Source organism: Leuconostoc holzapfelii (genome assembly GCF_012396485.1).
Taxonomy (GTDB): Bacteria; Bacillota; Bacilli; order Lactobacillales; family Lactobacillaceae; genus Leuconostoc; species Leuconostoc holzapfelii.
On record NZ_JAAXPO010000004.1, the window covers coordinates 175,350 to 197,328 of the forward strand.

The 21,979-nt window shown below is 45.5% G+C and carries 19 protein-coding genes; 5 read left to right on the forward strand and 14 right to left on the reverse strand.

The annotated features are described in order from the left end of the window. Positions 1-9: 9 nt before the first annotated feature. The 8 genes from HF966_RS04830 to tyrS all read right to left on the reverse strand — a co-directional run bounded on the left by HF966_RS04830 (position 10) and on the right by tyrS (position 9,356). The gene (locus HF966_RS04830) at positions 10-1,866 is read right to left on the reverse strand and encodes an FAD/NAD(P)-binding protein (RefSeq protein WP_168676723.1); all 1,857 of its coding nucleotides are present in this window, start codon (positions 1,864-1,866) and stop codon (positions 10-12) included. A 119-nt stretch (positions 1,867-1,985) separates the two neighbouring features. Then, positions 1,986-2,693: a LytR/AlgR family response regulator transcription factor gene (locus HF966_RS04835; RefSeq protein ID WP_210729355.1), complete on the reverse strand. Its 708-nt coding sequence runs from the start codon at positions 2,691-2,693 to the stop codon at positions 1,986-1,988. After that, a complete protein-coding gene (locus tag HF966_RS04840) occupies positions 2,690-4,000 on the reverse strand; it encodes a GHKL domain-containing protein (protein WP_168676725.1) in 1,311 nt (436 codons plus the stop codon). Before HF966_RS04840 ends, HF966_RS04835 begins: the two co-directional genes overlap by 4 nt. Positions 4,001-4,285: 285 nt before the next feature. Beyond that, entirely contained in the window at positions 4,286-5,275 is a 990-nt protein-coding gene (locus HF966_RS04845) for a YeiH family protein (RefSeq protein ID WP_168676727.1), read from the reverse strand. A gap of 64 nt (positions 5,276-5,339) precedes the next feature. After that, on the reverse strand, positions 5,340-6,206 hold the full coding sequence (locus HF966_RS04850) for an NAD(P)-dependent oxidoreductase (protein ID WP_168676728.1): 867 nt from the start codon (positions 6,204-6,206) through the stop codon (positions 5,340-5,342). A gap of 72 nt (positions 6,207-6,278) precedes the next feature. Continuing rightward, complete coding sequence (locus HF966_RS04855) at positions 6,279-7,013, reverse strand: class I SAM-dependent DNA methyltransferase (RefSeq protein ID WP_168676731.1); 735 nt, start codon at positions 7,011-7,013, stop codon at positions 6,279-6,281. 35 nt (positions 7,014-7,048) lie between these two features. Next, positions 7,049-8,038, reverse strand: a complete 990-nt coding sequence (locus HF966_RS04860) for a D-2-hydroxyacid dehydrogenase (RefSeq protein WP_168676732.1) — start codon at positions 8,036-8,038, stop codon at positions 7,049-7,051. A 70-nt stretch (positions 8,039-8,108) separates the two neighbouring features. Further along, complete coding sequence (gene tyrS / locus HF966_RS04865; protein WP_168676734.1) at positions 8,109-9,356, reverse strand: tyrosine--tRNA ligase; 1,248 nt, start codon at positions 9,354-9,356, stop codon at positions 8,109-8,111. Positions 9,357-9,752: 396 nt separating this feature from the next. Between tyrS and HF966_RS04870 the strand changes: the two genes are divergently transcribed. Continuing rightward, on the forward strand, positions 9,753-10,691 hold the full coding sequence (locus HF966_RS04870) for a multidrug resistance efflux transporter family protein (protein WP_168676735.1): 939 nt from the start codon (positions 9,753-9,755) through the stop codon (positions 10,689-10,691). Positions 10,692-10,734: 43 nt separating this feature from the next. Here the strand turns inward: HF966_RS04870 and HF966_RS04875 are convergent, their stop codons facing one another. After that, the gene (locus tag HF966_RS04875) at positions 10,735-11,175 is read right to left on the reverse strand and encodes a cysteine peptidase family C39 domain-containing protein (RefSeq protein WP_168676736.1); all 441 of its coding nucleotides are present in this window, start codon (positions 11,173-11,175) and stop codon (positions 10,735-10,737) included. An 83-nt stretch (positions 11,176-11,258) separates the two neighbouring features. After that, the gene (locus HF966_RS04880) at positions 11,259-11,513 is read right to left on the reverse strand and encodes a helix-turn-helix domain-containing protein (RefSeq protein WP_168676738.1); all 255 of its coding nucleotides are present in this window, start codon (positions 11,511-11,513) and stop codon (positions 11,259-11,261) included. A 102-nt stretch (positions 11,514-11,615) separates the two neighbouring features. Between HF966_RS04880 and HF966_RS04885 the strand changes: the two genes are divergently transcribed. Further along, a complete protein-coding gene (locus HF966_RS04885; RefSeq protein ID WP_168676739.1) occupies positions 11,616-12,344 on the forward strand; it encodes a helix-turn-helix domain-containing protein in 729 nt (242 codons plus the stop codon). Between the two features lie 302 nt (positions 12,345-12,646). Here HF966_RS04885 and pdxT read toward each other — a convergent pair whose 3' ends face one another. Both pdxT and pdxS read right to left on the reverse strand, forming a co-directional pair. Beyond that, complete coding sequence (gene pdxT, locus HF966_RS04890; protein ID WP_168676740.1) at positions 12,647-13,225, reverse strand: pyridoxal 5'-phosphate synthase glutaminase subunit PdxT; 579 nt, start codon at positions 13,223-13,225, stop codon at positions 12,647-12,649. 10 nt (positions 13,226-13,235) lie between these two features. Beyond that, complete coding sequence (pdxS, locus tag HF966_RS04895) at positions 13,236-14,120, reverse strand: pyridoxal 5'-phosphate synthase lyase subunit PdxS (RefSeq protein WP_345719092.1); 885 nt, start codon at positions 14,118-14,120, stop codon at positions 13,236-13,238. Between the two features lie 115 nt (positions 14,121-14,235). On the opposite strand from pdxS, the gene HF966_RS04900 reads away from it, so the two are divergent. From HF966_RS04900 to HF966_RS04910, 3 genes are all read left to right on the forward strand, one after another. After that, on the forward strand, positions 14,236-15,672 hold the full coding sequence (locus HF966_RS04900; protein WP_168676743.1) for an aminotransferase-like domain-containing protein: 1,437 nt from the start codon (positions 14,236-14,238) through the stop codon (positions 15,670-15,672). Positions 15,673-15,735: 63 nt separating this feature from the next. Then, complete coding sequence (locus tag HF966_RS04905; RefSeq protein ID WP_168676744.1) at positions 15,736-16,476, forward strand: helix-turn-helix domain-containing protein; 741 nt, start codon at positions 15,736-15,738, stop codon at positions 16,474-16,476. A 480-nt stretch (positions 16,477-16,956) separates the two neighbouring features. Next, a complete protein-coding gene (locus tag HF966_RS04910; protein WP_168676746.1) occupies positions 16,957-17,211 on the forward strand; it encodes a PspC domain-containing protein in 255 nt (84 codons plus the stop codon). 153 nt (positions 17,212-17,364) lie between these two features. Here the strand turns inward: HF966_RS04910 and gyrA are convergent, their stop codons facing one another. Both gyrA and gyrB read right to left on the reverse strand, forming a co-directional pair. After that, the gene (gene gyrA / locus HF966_RS04915) at positions 17,365-19,896 is read right to left on the reverse strand and encodes a DNA gyrase subunit A (protein WP_168676747.1); all 2,532 of its coding nucleotides are present in this window, start codon (positions 19,894-19,896) and stop codon (positions 17,365-17,367) included. A 61-nt stretch (positions 19,897-19,957) separates the two neighbouring features. After that, positions 19,958-21,967 (reverse strand): DNA topoisomerase (ATP-hydrolyzing) subunit B, encoded by a 2,010-nt coding sequence (gene gyrB / locus HF966_RS04920; protein ID WP_168676748.1) that lies wholly within the window; start codon positions 21,965-21,967, stop codon positions 19,958-19,960. Between the last annotated feature and the right edge of the window lie 12 nt (positions 21,968-21,979).

A 21,979-nucleotide genomic window follows, 5' to 3' on the forward strand; every position in this document is an offset into this window, starting at 1 on the left:
ACTTATCTGTTACGCATACGTCAAAATGCGCTGCGCAATCCATGCCCCTTCTCGCAAAATGACCGTGTTGACACCTGGTCGTGGAATGACCGTACCAAACCACGTGATACCCTCAAGCGTGATCCCATAAAGATACAAATTAGGGACAGGCTGTCCAGCATGATCAATGACTTCAAATGTTTGCCGATCAACATTGGGTGCACCTAATGTATAAGTTGACCCGTCAGCCCGTGTACGCGTTGGCTGAACGAATAGGCCTTGTTGCCGCAGATTTTCAATAATTGGATTTTTGGCAATCGCAATGTTTGTCGCCCCTAATCGGGCTTCGACCAAGGCATTGCCAGAAAATACTTGCTGTCGTGCATCACGCGCGATAAAGTGCGCATCTTGTGTTGTGACATGAATATCAGCCGCTGTAATTTCAAAAATTCCTGCCTCAATTAATGCTAATAACTGTTCAATCCGTTCCAGTGGTGGGCCGACAGAAACCAAGACATCAAATGGCTTAAAGCGGCGTAAGAATTTTTCATATTCATCCGCATTAAAGTAATCATGTGCCACAATGTAACGGATACGATCCCGAATATCACGCATAATATCAAACGCGCCGGCAAAGGGGGCATGCTTGTTGCCCAATCTGGCATCCGCAATGTCTGCACGTAAATAGGTCTTAAACCAAGCCGCATAGTCAACATCCGCGGGTAAATCACGCGCTGGATTGCGAATCAAGTCAATATCAAAGACCGGTATCCCATCTAGTCCAAAGCTTTTGGCTGTTGCTGTCAAATCATCACTTGTTAATAATGCCTGTCGTAACGCCTCTGCTCGAGCATAAGGTAAACGGTTTGGCACAATTTCAAGTTGATTTAAAAGATATTTGTAGGTTAATTCTTTGACAATTAGTTTTTCAAAGTCGACATATCGTAACTGCCCACCACCAGCCGCGCGCAAGGCATCTAAGGCTGGTAACGTAAAAAATTTCGGGGTGTAGAGTTCACTTGTCGTCTTCTCATTCACGCCACGGGCATGCAGCGGGAACCCACCACGCGAACCAGCAATCACATGTGGCTCATGGCCAGAAGGTTGATAGCGCAACTCACCATCTGCTTGACGCACAAACGCCCCGCCTTTGCCCACCGTTAACGCATATAAGTAATCAAAAAAACTTAAACCAAGGCCTCGGATGATGATGGTGTCAGAGGGCCCAAATCCCGATAAATCTGCCTCAGCAGGATGTGTGGGTGCCACATATTTGAGTTGATTTTTTTGCGCAAACATGGCAAATGCTGCTTCTTCATCAGACAGATAATCATCTGAATGCCCCAATGCCATGACAACATGGTCAGCCAGCATTTGTACCCCATCAGTTAATGTCAGTTGAAATTTATGACCAAGGGGTGTGACGTTCACCACGGTTTGCTGGGTAAATGTTAACGTTTGATTTGGGCGAGCACGTGCTTTGAGCCAATCAAAGAACCAAGCGGCATAAATGCCCATGACGCCGCGAGAAGCAAAATCGCCCGGTGCCTTTAACCGTGCGATCTCTTGTCGATAACCAAGCGCAAAGCGATCATGGGCCGCTAAGTACGCTGGGGCTTGCGTCTCTAGCCACTGTAACAGGTTCGGCCCTGGGCAAGGTTTGCCGCCATTTTCAATCGAGTCATCATTAAACAAAGTAATTTGATCAATCACCGTGTTCATCAAGAATTGTTGATTTTGTGGGAGAAATGGATCCCACACCCGCCCCCCAATAGCGTGCGGGTCAAAAATTTGAATATCTAGCTGCGTCGCCTCTTCAGCTAGATTAATCAGCCGCTCTGCGACAGCCAAGCCACGTGGGCCGGCACCAATAATTGCAACTTGCATGTAGTTATATTCTCCAAAGCGCTGTTTGAAAACGCATCTTACTTTATTTGTAAACTAATTTCCATTATAGTCGGTTTTACCCTTGTTTTCAAAAACGCGACTCACCTTATGTGTCTCGTTTAGCGCAACAACGTTTGGAGTTTTTTAAAATACTTCTTTGAATATGGCAAACGAATTTGATGTTGAAGTATCACGGTGTGGTTTTTAACATCTAAACAGCAGATTTTATCGCGGTTCACAATATAAGCGGCGTGTATTTGAATTAACTGTTCACTTAATGCTGCCATCGCTTTCATCGTGGCACGCAAATCAATTTGTCGCTGTTGGCAATGAATCACGACGCGATGGCTCGCCCCCGCGTTGCTCGCAATATAAATAATCTCGTTAACATCGACTGTTTCGTGGTGCCGAATACTAGGCAACGTGACCATTTCAGGCATTTTTTTGGCGTGTAGCGCGAGTTGATTCGTCGCCGCATGTAGCGCTGAACGCAAACGTGATTGAAACTGCCCATCCGCCTGTGACTTATCAATAAAATCTAACGCGGCAATTTGATACCGATAACTTGCCGCTAATAATTCTGTATGTGTGCTCACAATAATGATTGGCGACATGCTATCAAACGTCCGGATCATTTGCGCGACACTCAAACCAGCATCGGTAACGGTGTGCAAATCTAAATCCAACAAAATAATTTTGGAATCCTCATCAGCTTGTAGCGCTGCCAAAAGCTGGGCTGGCTGATCAAACAAACGGCAGACACCAATGATTTGTTGTATTCTGCGTTGCTGTATGGGCTGGTCTTCTAAAACATAATAATGTATCAACTCGCCACCCCAAACGTTAATTCTTGTCTCACTTGCGTTTTATCAGTGATCGTGATGAGTTCAATATCTTGTCGTCGCGCCAAAAACTGGGCGACAAAATACAAGCCCAACCCTGCGTGATCTGCTTTTGACGAATAATTAGGTAACATCGCCTTGGTCATATCAAGTGGCTGTCTCGTGCTGTTAATAATCGCTAACTGTTCTGACTCAATGAATACCACAGAGACCAATTTTTCAGGGGTCTCCATGGCTGATTCAATGGCATTATCAAGCAAAATGCCAAACACCCGAAAAAAATCGACATCAACCACAAATGATTTTGGGTCAAACATCTGTTGAATATCAATCGTGAAATTAACGGCATGGCGCGTGGCTTCTTGATACTTGACCAGTAGCGCACTGCGTAAGTTAACATCCGCAATGAAATGCAGTTGTAACGCTTCAACTTGTGGCAAGGCCCATTGACTCGTCTTCACCACGGATTCATAAGCATATTGAACATCTGCCATGTTCTCATTTTGAATACCATAAGCTAAGCTCGCTAAAATATTTTTATAATCATGTCGGAAAGTACGATAGGCTAAATACTGCTTTTCAAGTTGATTGGTGTATTGCTGCGTTGCTACCAGCATGCGATCGCGCTGTTGTAATTTACAGGCCAACAGGTCATATTGATGACGCAGGATTGGTATCAAAATAATAATCAACACCACCACCAATGAGGCCGCCTCCCAGACTAGCGACCCTTGATAGGCGGTCGTTAACATTAAGTACGCCAGGTAATCGTTTAAAAGCCGAATCACCACACTGATACTCAAAAAACAGCATAACTGTTGTCGATGTTGTTGGAAAAAGCTGGCCGTCAGCCATTCAAAATGGTATCGATAGGGTATTAAGGCTAACACCAAAGTGAGCCCACTGGCTAACAAATCACAAAAATAGGCGGTTTGTACTGGAAGTGCAAGCCAGGCTTCGAGTGCAGCGGTCACGTTAACGACCCAAGCAGCCAGCAACGTACTCAAGATGGCATCTAATAACACCACTAGCCGCCGACCGACAGCGTGCCCGCGTAATCCAACAGACATCAGGCTGAGAATCGTCAACGTCGAGGCAAAAGCGGCTTGATACGTTGTTGGTATTAACCAAACTTGGACCACGTCAATCAAAAGCAACGTCAGCGCCAAGCGCCATATCGCGCTAAAGGCCAACCGGTGCGCCCCTAATAAGGTGCCAAACCAAGCAATCGTAGCAATCGCTGATACGATCGCCTGCAACAACAGGGTGATGTTTGAAAGAATGGGTAACATAGGGGCCTCCGCGTATCGTTTAATTTTTTAATGATCAGTGGTGACTAGTCGTGCACCCTCGGTCCTCTCATTCGTCAAGTTTTGACGATCACTTTAAACGATTGCGATTTTCTCACGTCCATGTCATTTTTGTCATTTTATAATAACTATAATAAAACAAAACATGTGACAAAGCAAACAACCATGACCCAAATCATCACGCGTTACCCGACCCGTCTGTAGGTCTGCTGCAACAAAAAAGCGCCACGTTAACCGTAGCGCTGTTTGATAATTACTCACCGAACATCAGAACAATATTTTAATCAAGATCACTGCTAGAACAACTTGTACGACCCCAGTGAGTAAGCCATATGCCATGAACTTGCTGCCTGATTTCCGAATCGTTGCCACTTTAAGATTCAAGCCAATCCCAGCTAAGTTGACCACCCCAAAGAATCCGGCAATTTCATGCGCTGAGTTGGTCACGATACTTGGCAACTTCACAAAGCTCACAATCAGCAAGAATACCAAGAAAGCGATGACAAACCAAGGGATGCTAACCCCTTTTGTTTTCACTGCGGTCGTTGTATCTTTGCGCTGGGCCATCTTTGCAAATACCAGCACCACAACCGTCAACAAAATGACACGTAACATTTTAAACAACGTGGCATATGTGACAACGGTCGGATTAATTAATGCCGCAGTACCAACCACTTGCCCAACAGATTGCACGACGCCACCAACCAAGGCCCCCAGCAACAAATTGTTTTGCCCAACTAACATTGGGCCAACCACTGGGAGCAAAAGTAATAGCACCACGCCAGTCAAACTCACGGTTGCCACGGTTGTGCGCCGCTGATCATCAGTTGCCCCAATCGCTGGGGCGACGGCAGCAATGGCACTGGAACCGCACACCGCATTGCCGGCGCCCATTAACATCGCCGACTTATCCGAGACTTTAAACAGTCGTCCTCCCAACCAAAGGACAATCGCAATGGTTAATCCCATTTGAATTAAAATAAACAAAATCCCATGAAGCCCTAAATTCTCAATCGTCTTCAAGGTAATCGTCAATCCCATGAGCGCAATGCCGATTTCAATCGGATATTTTTCGGCCCACTTCATCCCCGGTGCGAAATTATCATGATTTAATACCGTATTGCCAAGCACAATCCCAATCAACATCGCAATCGCTTCGGCACCCAAAAATGGTAACCAGACGGCCAAAATTTTAGCCACAACCGAGACGACGAGCGTCACAAAAATGCCCGATATCATATTTCTTTTTATTGCCATTGGTTTTCTCCCGTTTTATTCCAATCTCATAACCTTATCAACGTTTCACGTGAAACAGCTGGGGTTATCCGGCAAAGGCCGCCCAGAGCTTGACAATAGCTTGGACGCCTTCATCCCCATGTGTTTGGTTTAATTGATCAAAAAGCCGTTCGGCCTGTCGCGTGCCTGGCAGATCAATTCCCATATCCGCTGCCGCATCGAGCGCAATTCGTAAATCTTTAAGTAAATGTTTCACATAGAAACCAGCAGTAAAATCTTCAGCTAAAACACGTGGCATGTAATGCGTTACCGACCAAGAACCTGCAGCCCCATTCCGCCAGACATTGTAGGCGTCATCAAGGTTAAGCCCGGCTGCTTGTGCATAGGCCATTGATTCTGCCATCCCAACCACAGTAGCAGCTACCCCAATGTTGTTACTCATTTTCATATGTTGGCCTTTGCCCGCAGCACCAGCTCGCACAATATTTTCACCCATCACTTGAAAAATAGGTAAAACTTGCGCATAAACTGTCAATTCACCACCCACCATAATCGACAATGTGCCATTTTTGGCGCCAATATCGCCGCCAGAAACTGGGGCATCAAGTACTGCAACGCCCAAATCACGCCCTTGTTCAGCGAGTTCTTCGGCTAGGCGCGGTGTTGAAGTCGTCATGTCGACCAAAATATCGCCTGGTTTGGCACCAGAAAATAGGCCATCGTGACCTGTCCACACATCGATAACATCTTGCGGATAACCCACCATGGTAAACGTGATGTCCGCCGCGCGTGCAACATCAGCAGGCGTGGCTGCCCACTTTGCCCCTAGGGCAATAACTGATTCGGCTTTACCACGCGTCCGGTTGTAGACGGTCACTTCATGCTTTGCCGCTAATAAATTATTAATGATGCCTGTCCCCATGACACCCGTCCCAACAAAACCAATTTTCATTTAACCACCCCTGCAATCACGCGTTTAACCTATCTTCCCTATTATCAAACAGTCCGTAAAAAAAAACAACCATCATTTGGTTGTTGCCTTTTCAGCGATGATCGCCACATAACTGCCTGCTTGGTACCCTCCCACTGGGACTTCGACAGCGTCATTAGAGTATACAGGATTTTGCCGCAATGTTTGCATGTAATGCAATTTCGTTAACCCAAAACGTTCTAGGGTCGCAGTTTTTTCGGCAGTTGTTCGCCAGATTGCTGGTTTTGTGAGGGTAACTGGATAGGGTGACTGTGGTGCGACACCAGCCAACGTTTCATCGTCATATGCCCCAGTCTGACTGGCTAATAAATAAAGCAACCCATAAGCACTTTCTTTCGGAATATCAATGATAATCAAGCGGCCATCTGGTTTTAGTGCTGGTAAACAGTTGGCCACGGCAATATCTAAATCCTGCATGTAACTAGCCGACCCGTTAAAATAAATCACATCGTACGCTGCGTCTGGTAGTTGTGCTGCTTCTGCCGTACTCACTTGAACAGACACCCCCCGCTTTTCAGCAATGGCCGCCATGTCTTTTGAGGGTTCTACCTCATCAGCGACATCAACCCCAACTTGCTTTAACGCCTGTTCAAACAAGCCGCTACCACAGCCGATGGATAAGATTTTGTCATGTGTCCCTTGACCAATTACCGTATGCAAAAGCGCTAATTCACTCTTAAACACGCCAGCATTGGCCATAAACCATTGATCATACGTTTGGGCATAGCCATCAAAAACCGCTTGCTGTTCAAAATTAATACTTGTCATATCTTTGTCCTCTTCTATTAACTCCCCTGCGCCCCTTAACGCAAGATTTCATTATCTGTATAACCGCCCTGCGTGAGTATCACCGCGTCATTAAGTGCCATTTCAACCATATTTTTAATCGCCGTATTGGTATAAAAGGCAATGTGTGGTGACAAATAAAAATTATCCAATTGCGTGAGACGTTGAATGTTGTCTGGCAAATCCTTGACCGCTTGCTTTTGGTTCATAAATTCATTTTCATTGGGCGTGACGTCAACGGCCGCCCCATATAATTGGCCGGCAGTCAAACTCGCTTCTAGTGCTGCCATATCGACAATTTCACCCCGCGCCATGTTTAACAAAATCGTCCCTGGTTGCACTTTGTCAAAAAAGGCTTGATCAGCCAAGTTGCGCGTCTCATCGTTTAGCGGGGTGTGAAAACTAATCGCATTAGCTCGCGCCAGCGCATCGTCTAATGTCGTGTATTCTACAAAAGCCTCATTCTGCGCACGATAAACTGGATCAACCCCCAATACTTTGGCCCCCAAAGCATGCAGCATTTGCGCAAAGGCTGAGCCAATCCGGCCCACCCCAATGACCGCAACTGTCAATTGATAAATTTCACGGGCTTGCCCTCCGGCTGCCCAAGTATAATCCCCGGTAGCCATGGCGCGATCATACTTTTTATTGTGGCGCAAAATATTGAATAGTTGCGTTAACGTATACTCGGCAATCGCCCGTGGCGAATAAGCCGCCACATTGGACAACCGTAAGTGGTGCTTAAACGCCGCTGGGAGATCAAAAACATCATAACCCACCTGCCGCAAAGCAATTTGTTTAATGCCGTTTTCAGCCAAAACCTGGTACACCGGTGCCGGCATCGCAGTTGTTTGTTGCGTGCTGACCGCATCAAATTCAGCGGCTTGTGCCGCATTGTCAACAGTCAGTGGTTCTGATAAAGTCACGACCTCGTGCCCGGTTTTAGCCATCCAATTTGCCACAAAGGGACGTTCTTCTGGTACCGCGTTATACATCAATATTTTCATATTTCCACACCTTTCCTCTGTATCATCTTGATTGTCTGTAACAGAAAAGCACGCCAAAAGCGTGCTTTTCTTACTTAACTTGACCTAAGAAATACTTCTTCTTACCACGACGCACTAAAACAAACTGCCCATCGTAATGTGCTGAAGGATCCACGTCAGCGGCCACATCGGTCACTTTTTCACCATTAATCGTGATGGCGCCATTGGTCACGTCTTCACGTGCTTGACGCTTTGAGGCTTCAACCCCACCATCAACCAAGAAATCAACCACATTCTTGGTTTCACTGGTTAAATCAAAACTAGGCACACCACCAAAGGCATCCGCAATTTGTGCCGCAGACAAGTTGGCCACATCACCACTAAATAGTGCAGCTGATAATTGCTCTGCTGCTTCAACAGCGTCTTGGCCGTGGACAAACTTGGTCACTTCTTGTGCCAAACGGCGTTGTGCCAAACGATCACCAGGATTCGTTTCAACGGCCTTAGCCAAGGTCTCAATGTCATCCACGCTTAAGAAAGTGAAATACTTCAAGTACTTCACCACGTCGGCATCACTTTGATTCAACCAGAATTGGTAGAAAGTATAAGGCGATGTCTTCTTTGGATCCAACCAGATCGCGTTTCCTTCAGACTTGCCAAACTTCTTACCCGTTGAATCCGTCATCAAAGGAATTGTTAGCCCAAAGGCCTTCGCAGCATTCCCTTCAAGCGAATGAATCAAATCAATCCCTGACGTAATGTTCCCCCATTGGTCAGAACCACCAATTTGCAACTTCACGTCTTCGCGGCGCCACAATTCATGAAAATCAATCCCTTGTAGCACTTGGTAAGTAAATTCTGTAAATGAAATACCTGTTTCCAAACGTGATGCCACAACATCCTTTTTTAACATCACGTTAATTGAGAACAGCTTCCCATAATCACGCAAAAAGTCTGTCAATGTCAATTGACCTAGCCAGTCATTGTTATTGACGATACGCGTATCATTGTCACCAAATAACTTAGTGACTTGGGCCGTAATCCCTTTTTCATTTTCCGCCAATTGTTCAGGGGTCAAAAGTTGGCGTTCAGTTGTGGGCCGTGGATCACCAATGGCGCCTGTTGCCCCACCAACAATAATCACTGCCTTACCACCTGCATTTTGGAAACGCTTTAACACCATGAAAGGAATTAAATGACCAAGATGCAGAGAGTCCGCCGTGGGATCTGTCCCCACATAGGCCCCTACTTTGCCATTGGCCATGGCCTCAAGGAGGCCTGCTTCGTCTGTGACTTGGTTTAACGCGCCACGCCATTTCAAATCTTCAATAAAATTCATCTGTTTCTCCCTCGTTGTCATTAAAAATAGCAAAAACCGCCCTATATGAACTATAGGACGGTTTTAACCGTGGTACCACCTAAATTGTAAGTCATCGGACCTACCACTTATCACGCCTTATCGCGGCATACGTCATACTGCTTCATGTTGTGTAACTCGACCACAGTAGCGGGTTAGTTCACAGCAACCACTAACTTTCTTTGACACGCTAATCTGTATCTTTATCAACTGATGATGTTTTCATTATATCAGATAATTCGTTCAATATGTGATTTTTATCAGAATCACTGACCAAGTTCATATCACATGGTAGCAACACTCACATCATCGCCGGTTGTCAGGACTTTCTCTGGTAAAATGAGCTTATATCGCCTAAATTACTTTTTGGAGGATACGATGTCAAACCGTTTAAAAGCCATCAGCATCGGAATTATCGCAGCTTTTTTCTTTTCGATCACTTTTGTTGTCAATGAAGTCATGGCCAATGCCAAGGGCTACTGGGGTTATACTGCTGCCTTACGTTACCTTTGGATGTTACCGATGATGTTGGTGGTAAATCGTTGGTTGGGGTCCAATCTGGCACGCGTCTTATCATTTATCAAACAAAACTTGTTAGCCTGGTTCATCTGGTCACAAGTTTGCTTTGTCTTGTTTTATTTACCCCTCAGTTGGGCCGTCAATTATCTGCCAGGTTGGCTGATTTCAGCAACTTGGCAACTCACAATCATTTTTGGGGTGTTAACGACACCATTAATCAAGGTCAAATTACCAAACGGGCAAAAACAAGCGCTCAAAATCCCATTGGCCTCCCTGCCTTGGCTGTTCGTCATTTTACTAGGTGTCTTGCTGACCGTTGCCGCGTTTCTCTACCACTTACAACATATCACGCCAATGTTACTGGCCATTGGCGCGATCATGTTTGGTGCCGTCGCATACCCGCTTGGTAATCGTCAAATTATGGCGGTGGTCGATCCGACCATGACCGCAACTGAAAAAGTGCTTGCCATGTTACTCTGCTCTTATCCTGTGTGGCTTTTAATTGCAGGTGCGTCGTATCATCAGGTTGGTCTGCCCCATGTTGGTCAAGTAATCAACACGTTTGTTGTTGCCCTCTCTTCAGGCGTTATTGCCACCGTGCTTTTTTTTAAAGCCACCCAACTGGCTGCACACAATATGCGAGATTTAGCGGCCGTTGAAGCCACGCAATCCATGGAAGTCGTCTTTTCCGTGCTTCTCAGCTTGCTATTTCTTGGTCATGCACTCCCCACGCCAAGCCAACTTTTGGGCTTAACCCTGATGGTTGGTGGGATTATCATGCTTGCTATGCGTGAATAACGCCATACCAAAACCAACTGCCTGTCAGCAGGCAGTCTTTTTGTTAGCGTGCAGTCTCAGATGTCGGCGTAAACAACAAGGCGACCCCTGTCCAAAGACGTGCAAATGCCGTGATCCCCAGCCTAATTTGTCCAACAGAAGGATCCGGATCAGCAATGTCTAAGGTGTGTGCTGTTCGACCATAAATAACCACATAGTGATAGTCCCCAGTGAGTTGCCGCATATGGGCAATCATTGGCAGCGGTAAGTCCGGTTGTGTGAATAGTGTCTGATTAGCTTGCAGCGCTACAGTATCAAAATGCAGTGTTTTTGCCGCGGTTAATAACTGATACGCCGTTGTCCCATCAGGTCCGGTTGCCGTCATTTGGCGCAACGTTGCCAGCGGTGGACATGCCCCGTGATATGAAATCACCATCGCCAGGGCGGCAACCCCGCAGCCCATTTCATCAGCTTGGGCAATATATTGGAATGTTTGTTGTCTCATTTTATACAGTTAATCAAATACCATATCGGCATGCTGTTTTTACCACAATCCGACTATAATAGGTTCTAGATAAGTTGCACTGATTATTTTAGCATCCGGTCACAAGTGGTGTTAAACAGGGCCGCCATTTGAATAATGAGGTCAACGTCTGGCACCCGCTTGCCTTCTTCATATCGCGCAATGGTTGATGTGCAAACGTTTAATTTTTCAGCCAACGCACGGCGGCTTAATTGTGCACCCGTTCTTAACGTCAATAAGTTTTTTGGTAGCTGATGCCCACCAGTCACTTGTTTTAATTGTTCATCCGTCATTTGACGATAGTGTGTCTGATCCAACATGATTTTCTCCATAGTTTCGTATGCCTACCATGACATGATATATTAGCCATTTGCCAATACTATCATTGTACGAAAATCGTATCAAAACGCTTGGAGAAAATTATGACCATTGGCAATCAAATTAAATTGTTAAGACAAGCTAAAGGGCTTACCCAACGTGATTTGGCAGATGCACTCTTCATCTCTTTTCAGGCCGTCTCCAGTTGGGAACGACAGCAAAGCCAACCTACTGCTGACATGTTAATGACTATCATTGAAAAATATCAACTGCCCAGTGATTTTTTCATGACGCCGACCAGCATACAAAAAACCACACAAGAAAAAGAACAAATCTTGCGTGGCTTTTTGGAGAGCCTCAAGTACTGTGCACATACCCAACCCAGCTATGAAATCATTGCCCAATTTGCGAATCTCCCTTGCACAATCATCCACCAACACTTTCCAGATTATGACGCGCTCGTGAATCAATTGATGATGTCCGTTGATGAACAAATTAAACCCATCGTTGAAACTCATCTGCTCGCACACGACGACTTAATTACGACATTTTCAACATACATGGCACCACGCTTATATGCAGAACGGGAGAAACTTCATCTGTTATACACCCGACCTTATTTGAGAGAAACCTGGTTGCACTTTATTAAACTACGTTACCAACAACTCATTGCCCAATGCCAACCAAATCCCATCGCAACCACCTACTTGCTTGATGTCCTCATTACCTTTATTTCAGTGTGGTTGAGTGATGCGCACCCTGAACCGCTAGCGGCATTCCAACAACGTATTGCCCAACTCACACATGTGCCAATCCAATCATGGTCAAAATAACCCAAAGTCCTGATACCCTTGAACTTTGGGTTATTTTGATGCGTAAACCTGTCCTGAAGTGACGCCTGTTCATTTTGGTGCCTTTTATTTTTAAACCACAAAAAAACCTATACCATTCATCACTCCCCGACTTAAAAACACATTTTAAGCTCGATGTATAGTATAGGAACCCCTAGTTTGAGTATTCTGTTTCAATACGTAACAGCCTCATCTAGTATTCTATCAAATTGCAACCCGACAAAATTCAATTATTTAAGCAATTTTTTCATAAAATATATGCGTGACTTTTTATGACAATTGTGTTATGCGTTTGGACTGAAAAAATCTTGTCTTTTTTCAATCAAGCGAATAAACTTTTCATGAAAACGCGTATCACCCGTCAATTCTGGGTGAAAAGCGGTCACTAAGGTATGCTCATATTGCGCCGCGATCACCTTGTCGTCATCAATAGTAGCTAAAACCGTTACCGATTCATCAACAGCTGTTAGATAAGGCGCCCGAATGAAAACGCCGTGAAAAGGCGCATCAAATCCAGCCACTGAAATTGCTTGCTCAAAACTATCTTTTTGCCGACCAAAGCCATTACGCACCACTTCTGCCTTTAGCACACCAAATGCTTTAGGTTGGGTCAAAAGCACCAGTCCAGCACAAGTACCAAAAACTGGAAAACCGGCATGAATGAGCTTCTTTAATGGATCGAGTAGCTGTTCTTGTACAAGTAATTTATAAATCACTGTACTCTCGCCACCAGGAATAATTATCCCATCGATTCCGGTTAAATCGCCGACTTTCTTGATTAACTTTGCTTCAACTTGGCACTGCGCTAACATGTCAACATGTTCGCTGACAGCCCCTTGTAAATTCAATACGCCAACAATCATCGTCATCCCCTTAGACCCCGCGACTAGCCATCTTTTGGTCGTCTGACAATGTGGCCATTTCAATCCCCTTCATTGGCTTACCAATGTTTTTTGAAACTTCAGCAATCAAGGCATAATCCGTTGGGTGTGCTGTTGCGGCGACAATGGCCTTGGCAAATTTTTCAGGATTTTCTGAATGGAAGATGCCTGAACCCACAAAGACCCCATCTGCCCCAAGATTCATCATCAACGCAGCATCTGCTGGCGTTGACACACCGCCCGCAGCAAAGTTAATGACTGGCAACTTGCCGTTTTCATGGACATATTTCACGAGATCATAGGGTGCCCGCAAATCACGCGCAATCGTCATCAATTGATTGGGTTGTGCTGCTTGGACTTGAGCAATTTGTTCGTTTACTTTTTCCATGTGGCGAACTGCTTCAATGATGTTTCCCGTGCCAGGTTCCCCCTTAGTCCGTAACATCGAGGCGCCTTCACCAATCCGGCGCAAAGCTTCACCAAGATCGCGGCAACCACACACAAATGGGACTTCAAATGCCGTCTTATCAATGTGATAAGTGTCATCTGCTGGTGTGAGCACTTCACTTTCATCAATGTAATCGACGCCAACGGCTTCCAACACGCGCGCTTCGACCAGATGGCCGATACGTGCTTTGGCCATCACCGGAATCGTCACGGCAGCCATAATTTGTTCAATCATGGCTGGATCTGACATCCGAGCCACGCCACCAGCAGCGCGAATATCTGATGGGACGCGTTCCAAAGCCATCACAGCGACAGCGCCGGCTGCCTCAGCAATTTTTGCTTGTTCAACGTTTGCAACATCCATAATGACGCCGCCCTTTTGCATCTGCGCCATCCCGCGCTTAACCAATGTCGTCCCTTTTTCCATGATTTATGCTCCTCTAATCCTTGTGATTTGAATTTCATTCTATTTTAAGTTATGCTGAATGAACTGAGAACAACCAATTGGTTTATTTTTTTACCAACCAATTTAAGAGGATCACATCATGCGTTGGCAACTCCCAAACGATAAAAAACCTGTTTATTTAAAACTCATTGGCTTAATTCTACAAGGCATTGCACAGGGTGAATTGCTGCCCGGCGAACAACTCCCACCTGAACGCCAGTTAGCACAAGAATTAGGTATTAACCGTTCCACGATTCAACGTGCCATCAATGAACTGGTGAGCCAAGGAATTTTGCTACGCCAACAAGGCAGTGGTACTTGGATTAATTCCGGTAAATGGGGTATTTTGGCCACTCACGTCAATTGGCGCAATTATGTGACCACCAACCGTTTAAGTGACCCAGAAAGCTTCATGGTGCGCTTACAAGCGCTGCGTCAGCAACCTGATGTCATTAACCTGGCAGATGTTCAACCGGCCAATACCCCTTTTCAAAACCTAGCATTTCCTGCCACCTCGATGCATGACATCTTGATGCAAAAAAACGCCAACGATATGAGTGGCTCTGCGGCCTTTAAAGCCCAAATAAGGCGTCATCTTGCCCCTTATTTGGCACAAGATTTGCCCGATGAGCATTTATTAATCACTTCTGGTGCTCAACAAGCCCTCTTTTTAATTGCCCAAGGGCTCCTTTCCTATGGTGATGCCATTGCTGTAGAAGCGCCTTCTTACTTATATCAATTAGCCTTATTTCAAGTCGCTGGTATTCGTATTTTTGGTGTGCCACTCAAAGCAAACGGCGGCTTAGACTTGGCCGTGTTAGAACAGCTCTATTATCAGCACCATTTAAAATTTGTCTTTGTCAATCCAACCAGTCAAAACCCAACGACGCGGCTTATGCCTTTAGCCGAACGCCAAGCGCTTGTTGCGCGCTGCCAACAACTTAACTTGCCAATTGTTGAAGATGACCCTTTTGGTTTCATCTTAGCAATGAGTCATAAGCAAATCCCTACCTTAAAACAACTCGCCCCTAATAACGTGATTTATATCGGCTCTCTATCAGAATTTAGTGGAGCAGACACGCGAATTGGTTGGCTGGTTGCTCCCCCAGCACTCGTTACCCATCTCTCAGAAATTCGCCGACAAATGGAGTCGGGTGTGAGTAGCTTCTCTCAATACGTGGCCACCCAGCTATTATTGCAACCCGACTTAACCACTCTTGTCACACATCAATTACAGCACCTTGAACAACAACGGGAACGTCTCATTAAAATATTAACCCCTTTTGAACAGCAAGGTTGGCTCACCTATCAAAAACCCACGCTTGGCAGCACCCTGTGGGTTAAAATTAGGCGCCAACGCCCCCTGACACGTAGCGATTACCAACTGTTTTTAGATCACAAGATCTTAGTGCTGCCCGACTTTTTATTTGGTAGTCATGATAACCACGTGCGCCTAAGTTATGCGCAACTACCTGAAGATGACAGCATGTTGGCCCAAAAATTGCGGGCAGTCTTGACTGAATTACTCACCACATAACTAGGTTTTTGCGCTATTTTAGTGTATGATAAACGTGTTTAAAGATGAATTTTGAGGAAAAAAATGGCTCTTAGTAATCAAATTAAAGCGCTTAGAAAGTCCCTTGGACTCACCCAACAAGCATTTGCTGACCAACTTTTTATTTCATATCAATCCGTTTCAAGTTGGGAACGCGAAAAAGGCCATCCCACGGCCGAAATGATGTTAACAATCATTGATACTTTTGATTTACCGTTGAATTTTTTCATGCCCAACGCGCACACGCAAGATGCCGTTGACGATGAACAACGCATTCTTGCGGCCTTTATTAAAAGTATGACCGCTAGCGCCGTGAAGGCCCCTAGCATGTCAACGGTCGCTAACTTTGCCGGTTTACCGCAAACACACGTCACGCATTACTTCCCAACTTTTGACGACTTAGCTTATGCCACAATCAATGCTGTTGATGATAACATCAAAGCTACAGTAGAATCGCGATTGGCCGTCAATGATGACATTTTAGCGATATTTGTGCAAGACCTTGCGCCATTACTTTATCAAGAACACGCTGTCTTACACATTTTATATACCCGCCCTTATATTCGTGGGGTGTGGGTACAGTTCCTCAAAGCAAAATATAAGTCCCTACTGCTCAAATATCAACCTGCGGCTGCCAACGACATCCTGGGCACCGAGTATTTCATTGAAACGCTGACCGGTTTTATTTCGGTTTGGATGAGCCAAGAAACCCCTGAACCCATCGCCGCTTATCAAAACCGTATTCAGCAATTAACGACACGAGCCATTGTCAATTGGCATGACTAACCATCTATTCATACGCAAGGCAATCTATGATGCGCCTTGCGTATTTTAGTAGCTCAAAAATGTCTGCTTGCACAGGCGTTCTCCTAAACTTGGTCCCATCACTTTTTATTAACATCAGTCACCTGTGTAGCCAATCACTGATTTGAGTCGCCAGACAGCGGAGGATACTGGCTGGCTAGGAAAAACGCGCCCCGGGTGAATTCGTCACACACACTAGCCGACCATTGGGTTGCATATCAGGCAGAAAAGCGTGGTTTTATTGGGAAAATACCTCGAATTGACAATTGACGCGTCTGTGGACTCTGGTACAATTAAAGTGTATTAACCACTGGCAGCAACTGAGATTGGCGCTAAAACCATCATGAAAATACATGATGATGCAAGTCGATGACGTGAGCTTGCATTTTCAGTTTGGCAGCCATTGGCGACTACATTGCTGAAATTGGGCAGCATCTGATCAAATCAAAAGGAGCATATAACATGTCAAAAAAGAAACAATTAACGCGTTCTCGTTCTAACCGTATCCTCGGCGGTGTCCTTGGTGGTGTGGCTGAATATTTCGGTTGGGATGTGACATTTACGCGCATCATCTATGTCCTCATCTCTTTGATGGCTTTCCCTGGTATTATTTTCTACCTCTTGGCTTGGATCATCATCCCAGAGGAGCCACGTCAAACACACTACCAAACTTTTGACACAGATCCAAGACGTGACGTGACACCAGACGACGAATAATCGTTTTGTGAGTAAAAAGCATTCGTCTCGTATCATGAAGTATCCCGTTAACAAAGGCGTAAATACTGCAAAGTGACGCTTTCGCAATGTTTATTGCTCACGAAAAGCCAGCTGACCATGATCAGCTGGCTTTTTTTGTTTGCCTTATTTAGCTTACGCGTCTGAATCCTCAGTTGCGTGTTCATCATTTTCGGCTACTTGTGTTGGTTGTACAACTACGTCTTCTGTTTCACGTGAAACATCTTCATCGACTTCGTGTTCAACTTTCGCCAATGTGGCGACCTTAGCGCCATCTTCTAAGCGCATCAGACGGACACCAAGCGTCGCACGGCCCGTTTGACTGACTGAGGCTGCTGTAAAGCGAATCATCACCCCTTGTGTCGTTGTGACCATAATATCTTCGTCACCATGCACAATCGTCATGCCTGCCAACACGCCGTTTTTATCGGTAATATTGGCCGTTTTAATGCCTTTACCGCCGCGACCCTTAATTGGGTATTCACGCGCAGGAGTTTGCTTCCCATAACCCTTTTCAGTAATCACCAAGACGTGGTCCGCATCGCTGACAACATCAGCGCCAATGACCAAGTCATTTTCACGTAAACGCAAGCCGCGAACACCCGCTGCTGAACGGCCCATAATGCGGACGTCTGCTTCAGCAAAGCGAACAGAATAACCTTCTTGCGTAGCAATCAAGATACTTTGTGTCCCATCGGTAATTTGTACAGACAAGACTTCGTCATCATCACGTAGCGTCAAGGCTTTCAGACCATTTGTCCGAATATTGGCAAATTCACTCACCGCAGTTCGCTTAACGACACCTAAACGTGTCACAAAGAACAAATAGTCTTGGCGATCAGCTGCTTCACCGCGCACATTGATGACCGTTTGAATTTTTTCATCACCTTCAAAATGCAACAGGTTCACAACCGGAATCCCTTTGGCTTGCCGACCATATTCAGGCACTTCATAGCCTTTCATTCGGTAAACTTTGCCTTTGTTGGTAAAGAAGAGCAACGTGTCATGTGTTGATGTGGCAACCATTTGGTCCACAAAGTCTTCGTCATTGACATTCATGCCTTGCACACCACGACCACCACGATTTTGCGCTTTAAACTCTGCCTGTGGCACACGTTTAATATACCCGTTACGCGTCAGCGTCACAATGACATCTTCTTCTTCAATCAGATCTTCATCTTCTAAATTGGTTACATCGCCGACTTGTAACTCTGTGCGCCGTTCATCGCCAAACTTAGTTTGGATTTCAAGTAGTTCATCATAGATTAATTGATCAACACGTTCTTGATGTGCCAAAATGTCCTTTAAATCAGCAATGAGTTCAACTAATTTCTGATACTCGTCTTCAATTTTGTCACGTTCCAGACCAGTCAGACGAACCAAACGCATATCCAAAATCGCTTGCGCTTGCTTATCTGATAAGGCATAACCATCAATTAAACGCGTCTTGGCTTCTTCAGAAGTTGCTGATGACCGAATAATGTTGATAATGGCATCAATATGGTCTAATGCAATGCGTAATCCTTCAAGAATATGCGCCCGCGCTTGCGCCTTTTGTAAGTCAAAGGCTGTTCGACGTCGAATCACTTCGCGTTGATGTGTGAGATAAGCTACCAAAATAGCTTTCAAGCTCATCGTTTGTGGCTTACCACCATTAATTGCTAACATGTTGAAACTAAAGTTCGTTTGTAGCAACGTTTCTTTGTACAAATTATTTAAAATGACGCTGGCTGACGCATCCCGACGTACATCAATTGAAATCCGTAACCCATCACGGTCAGACTCGTCACGGATACCCGTAATGCCTTCGATCCGCTTATCACGTGCCAATTCGGAAATCCGTTCAATCAAACGTGCCTTGTTAACGGCATAAGGTAACTCCGTGACAATAATTTGTTCTTTGCCGGTCTTGGTTTGTTCAATATCTACTTTCGCCCGTACGGTTACACGCCCTCGGCCTGTTTCATAAGCACGACGGATGCCCGACTTGCCCATCACAATACCACCGGTTGGGAAATCTGGTCCTGGCAGGGCTTCCATTAGTTCTGTAGTCGTGGCTGCTGGGTTATTCATCAAAATATGTAACGCAGAAATGACTTCGCCCAAGTTATGCGTTGGAATATTTGTGGCCATCCCAACCGCAATACCAGTTGCCCCGTTCACCAAAAGATTGGGGAAGCGGGCCGGCAGCACTTCTGGTTCACGTTCTTCACCATCATAGTTGGGAACGAAGTTAACCGTGTCTTTATTTAAATCACGGACCATTTCCATAGCCACTTTTGACAAACGGGCTTCGGTATAACGCATCGCCGCAGCGCCGTCGCCATCGACCGAACCAAAGTTACCATGGCCATCGACTAACATGTGACGATATGAAAACGGTTGCGCCATGCGCACCATGGATTCATAAATCGCTGAATCACCGTGCGGATGGTACTTACCCATGACATCCCCGACAATACGGGCTGATTTTTTATGGGGTTTATCTGGCGTGTTGCCTTGCTCAATCATTGAATACAAGATACGACGATGAACCGGCTTCATGCCATCTCGGACATCAGGCAAGGCACGCGCCACAATAACTGACATGGCGTATGACAAGAATGATGTTTTCATTTGTTCCGACAAGTTCGCATTACGAATACGCGTGTCGTTTTGTTCAGACATGGGTTACTCCTTGTAAAGTTACGCTGAAATCGGCTGCGGCATGCCGCCACCATCCCCAGCATTAAATGTCTAAGTTTTCAACGAAGACGGCATTTTCTTCAATAAATTCACGGCGTGGTGCGACATCATCACCCATCAACATATCAAAAATACTATCGGCCGCTTCAGCATCAGCAGGATCGACCCGTAGCAAACGGCGGTTCATCGGATCCATGGTGGTATCAGCTAACTGATCGAAATCCATTTCCCCAAGTCCCTTATAGCGTTGTACTTTTGGTTTGATATTTGCTGGCAATTGCGCCAAATAAGCCTCTAATTCTTCGTCAGAGTCCAAATATTCACGGTTCTTTGAATTGCCCAAGGCCACACCATACAAAGGTGGCTGCGCGATATAAATATACCCCGCATCCACCAAAGGTCGCATGTAGCGGTAGAACAAAGTCAAGAGCAATGTCCGAATATGTGCGCCATCGACATCGGCATCCGTCATGATGATAACTTTATGGTAATTGGCCTTTTCAACGTTAAATTCATCACCAAAGCCCGTTCCCATCGCTGTAAACAACGACCGAATTTCTTCATTGGCTAAAACTTTATCCAAAGTGGCCTTTTCAACGTTAAGAATTTTACCACGAATGGGCAATATTGCTTGTGTCAAGCGGTTACGACCTTGCTTGGCAGAACCGCCGGCTGAATCACCCTCGACAATAAATAATTCGGAAATAGCTGGGTCATTAGATGTATTATCCGCCAATTTACCCGGCAAATTACCAATTTCTAGCCCCGATTGCTTCCGCGTCATTTCACGCGCGCGCTTAGCCGCAAGGCGCGCCTTTTGTGCAAGCACACCCTTTTCAACGATTTGCTTGGCCACCACTGGGTTTTCTAACATAAAGCGGCTAAAGGTTTCTGAGAACATGCGATCCGTTGCCTGTCGTGCATCAGAATTGCCGAGTTTTGTCTTAGTTTGGCCTTCAAATTGCGGATCGGGATGCTTAATTGAAACAATCGCAGTCATCCCTTCACGAACATCTTCGCCCGTCAAGCTTTCAGCGTTTTCTTTTAATTGGCCGTTTTTACGGGCATAATCATTGATGACACGTGTCAACGCTGTTTTAAAGCCCGTTTCATGGGTCCCACCTTCATAGGTGTTAATGTTGTTGGTAAATGTCCGCAAGCTATCTTTGATGTCAGTGGTATACTGCAAGGCTGCTTCAACCACAATCCCATTCTCTTCCCCTTCAACATAAACGGGTTCTGGGAAAATCACTGTCTTTTCAGCATTCAAGTAGTCAACGTACTCTTTAATCCCACCTTCAAAGTGGAAACTCTCCGTCACTGGCGTTTCTGACCGCTTATCAGTAATTGAAATCCGCAAGCCTTTGTTCAAGAAAGCCAATTCGCGAACACGTGTCAACAAGGTGTTGTAGTTATAAACCGTTGTTTCACGGAAAATATCAGCATCTGGTTTAAAGTGTACGATGGTGCCGCGTTCAATCGTTGGTGCTTCCGCTAACTTCACCATGGTCGTATTAACACGACCAACCTTAAAGTCCATGTAATAGACTTGCCCGTCACGCACAACCTTAACATCTAAATGCGTTGACAACGCATTAACAACAGATGCACCAACACCATGCAGCCCACCAGACACCTTATAGCCGCCGCCGCCAAACTTACCCCCAGCGTGCAAAACAGTAAAGACGGTTTCTAGGGCTGGCTTGCCCGTTTTAGTCTGAATATCTACTGGAATCCCACGGCCATCATCTGTGACCGTAATTGAATTATCTTTTTCAATCGTGACGGTAATATGTGAGGCAAAGCCCGCCAAGGCTTCATCAATCCCGTTGTCAACAATTTCCCAGACGAGGTGATGCAAACCTTGTGCAGTGGTTGTCCCAATATACATCCCTGGTCGCTTACGAACAGCTTCAAGTCCTTCTAAGACTTGAATTTGGTCTGCATTATAGTCGCCTGCTTTGGCATCCACAGTACTGGCTTGACGAATGCCGTCTTCATCAACGACAATACCATCAATATTTTCTACAGGTTGGTTGTTTTCTTCAGACATAATAAATCCTTT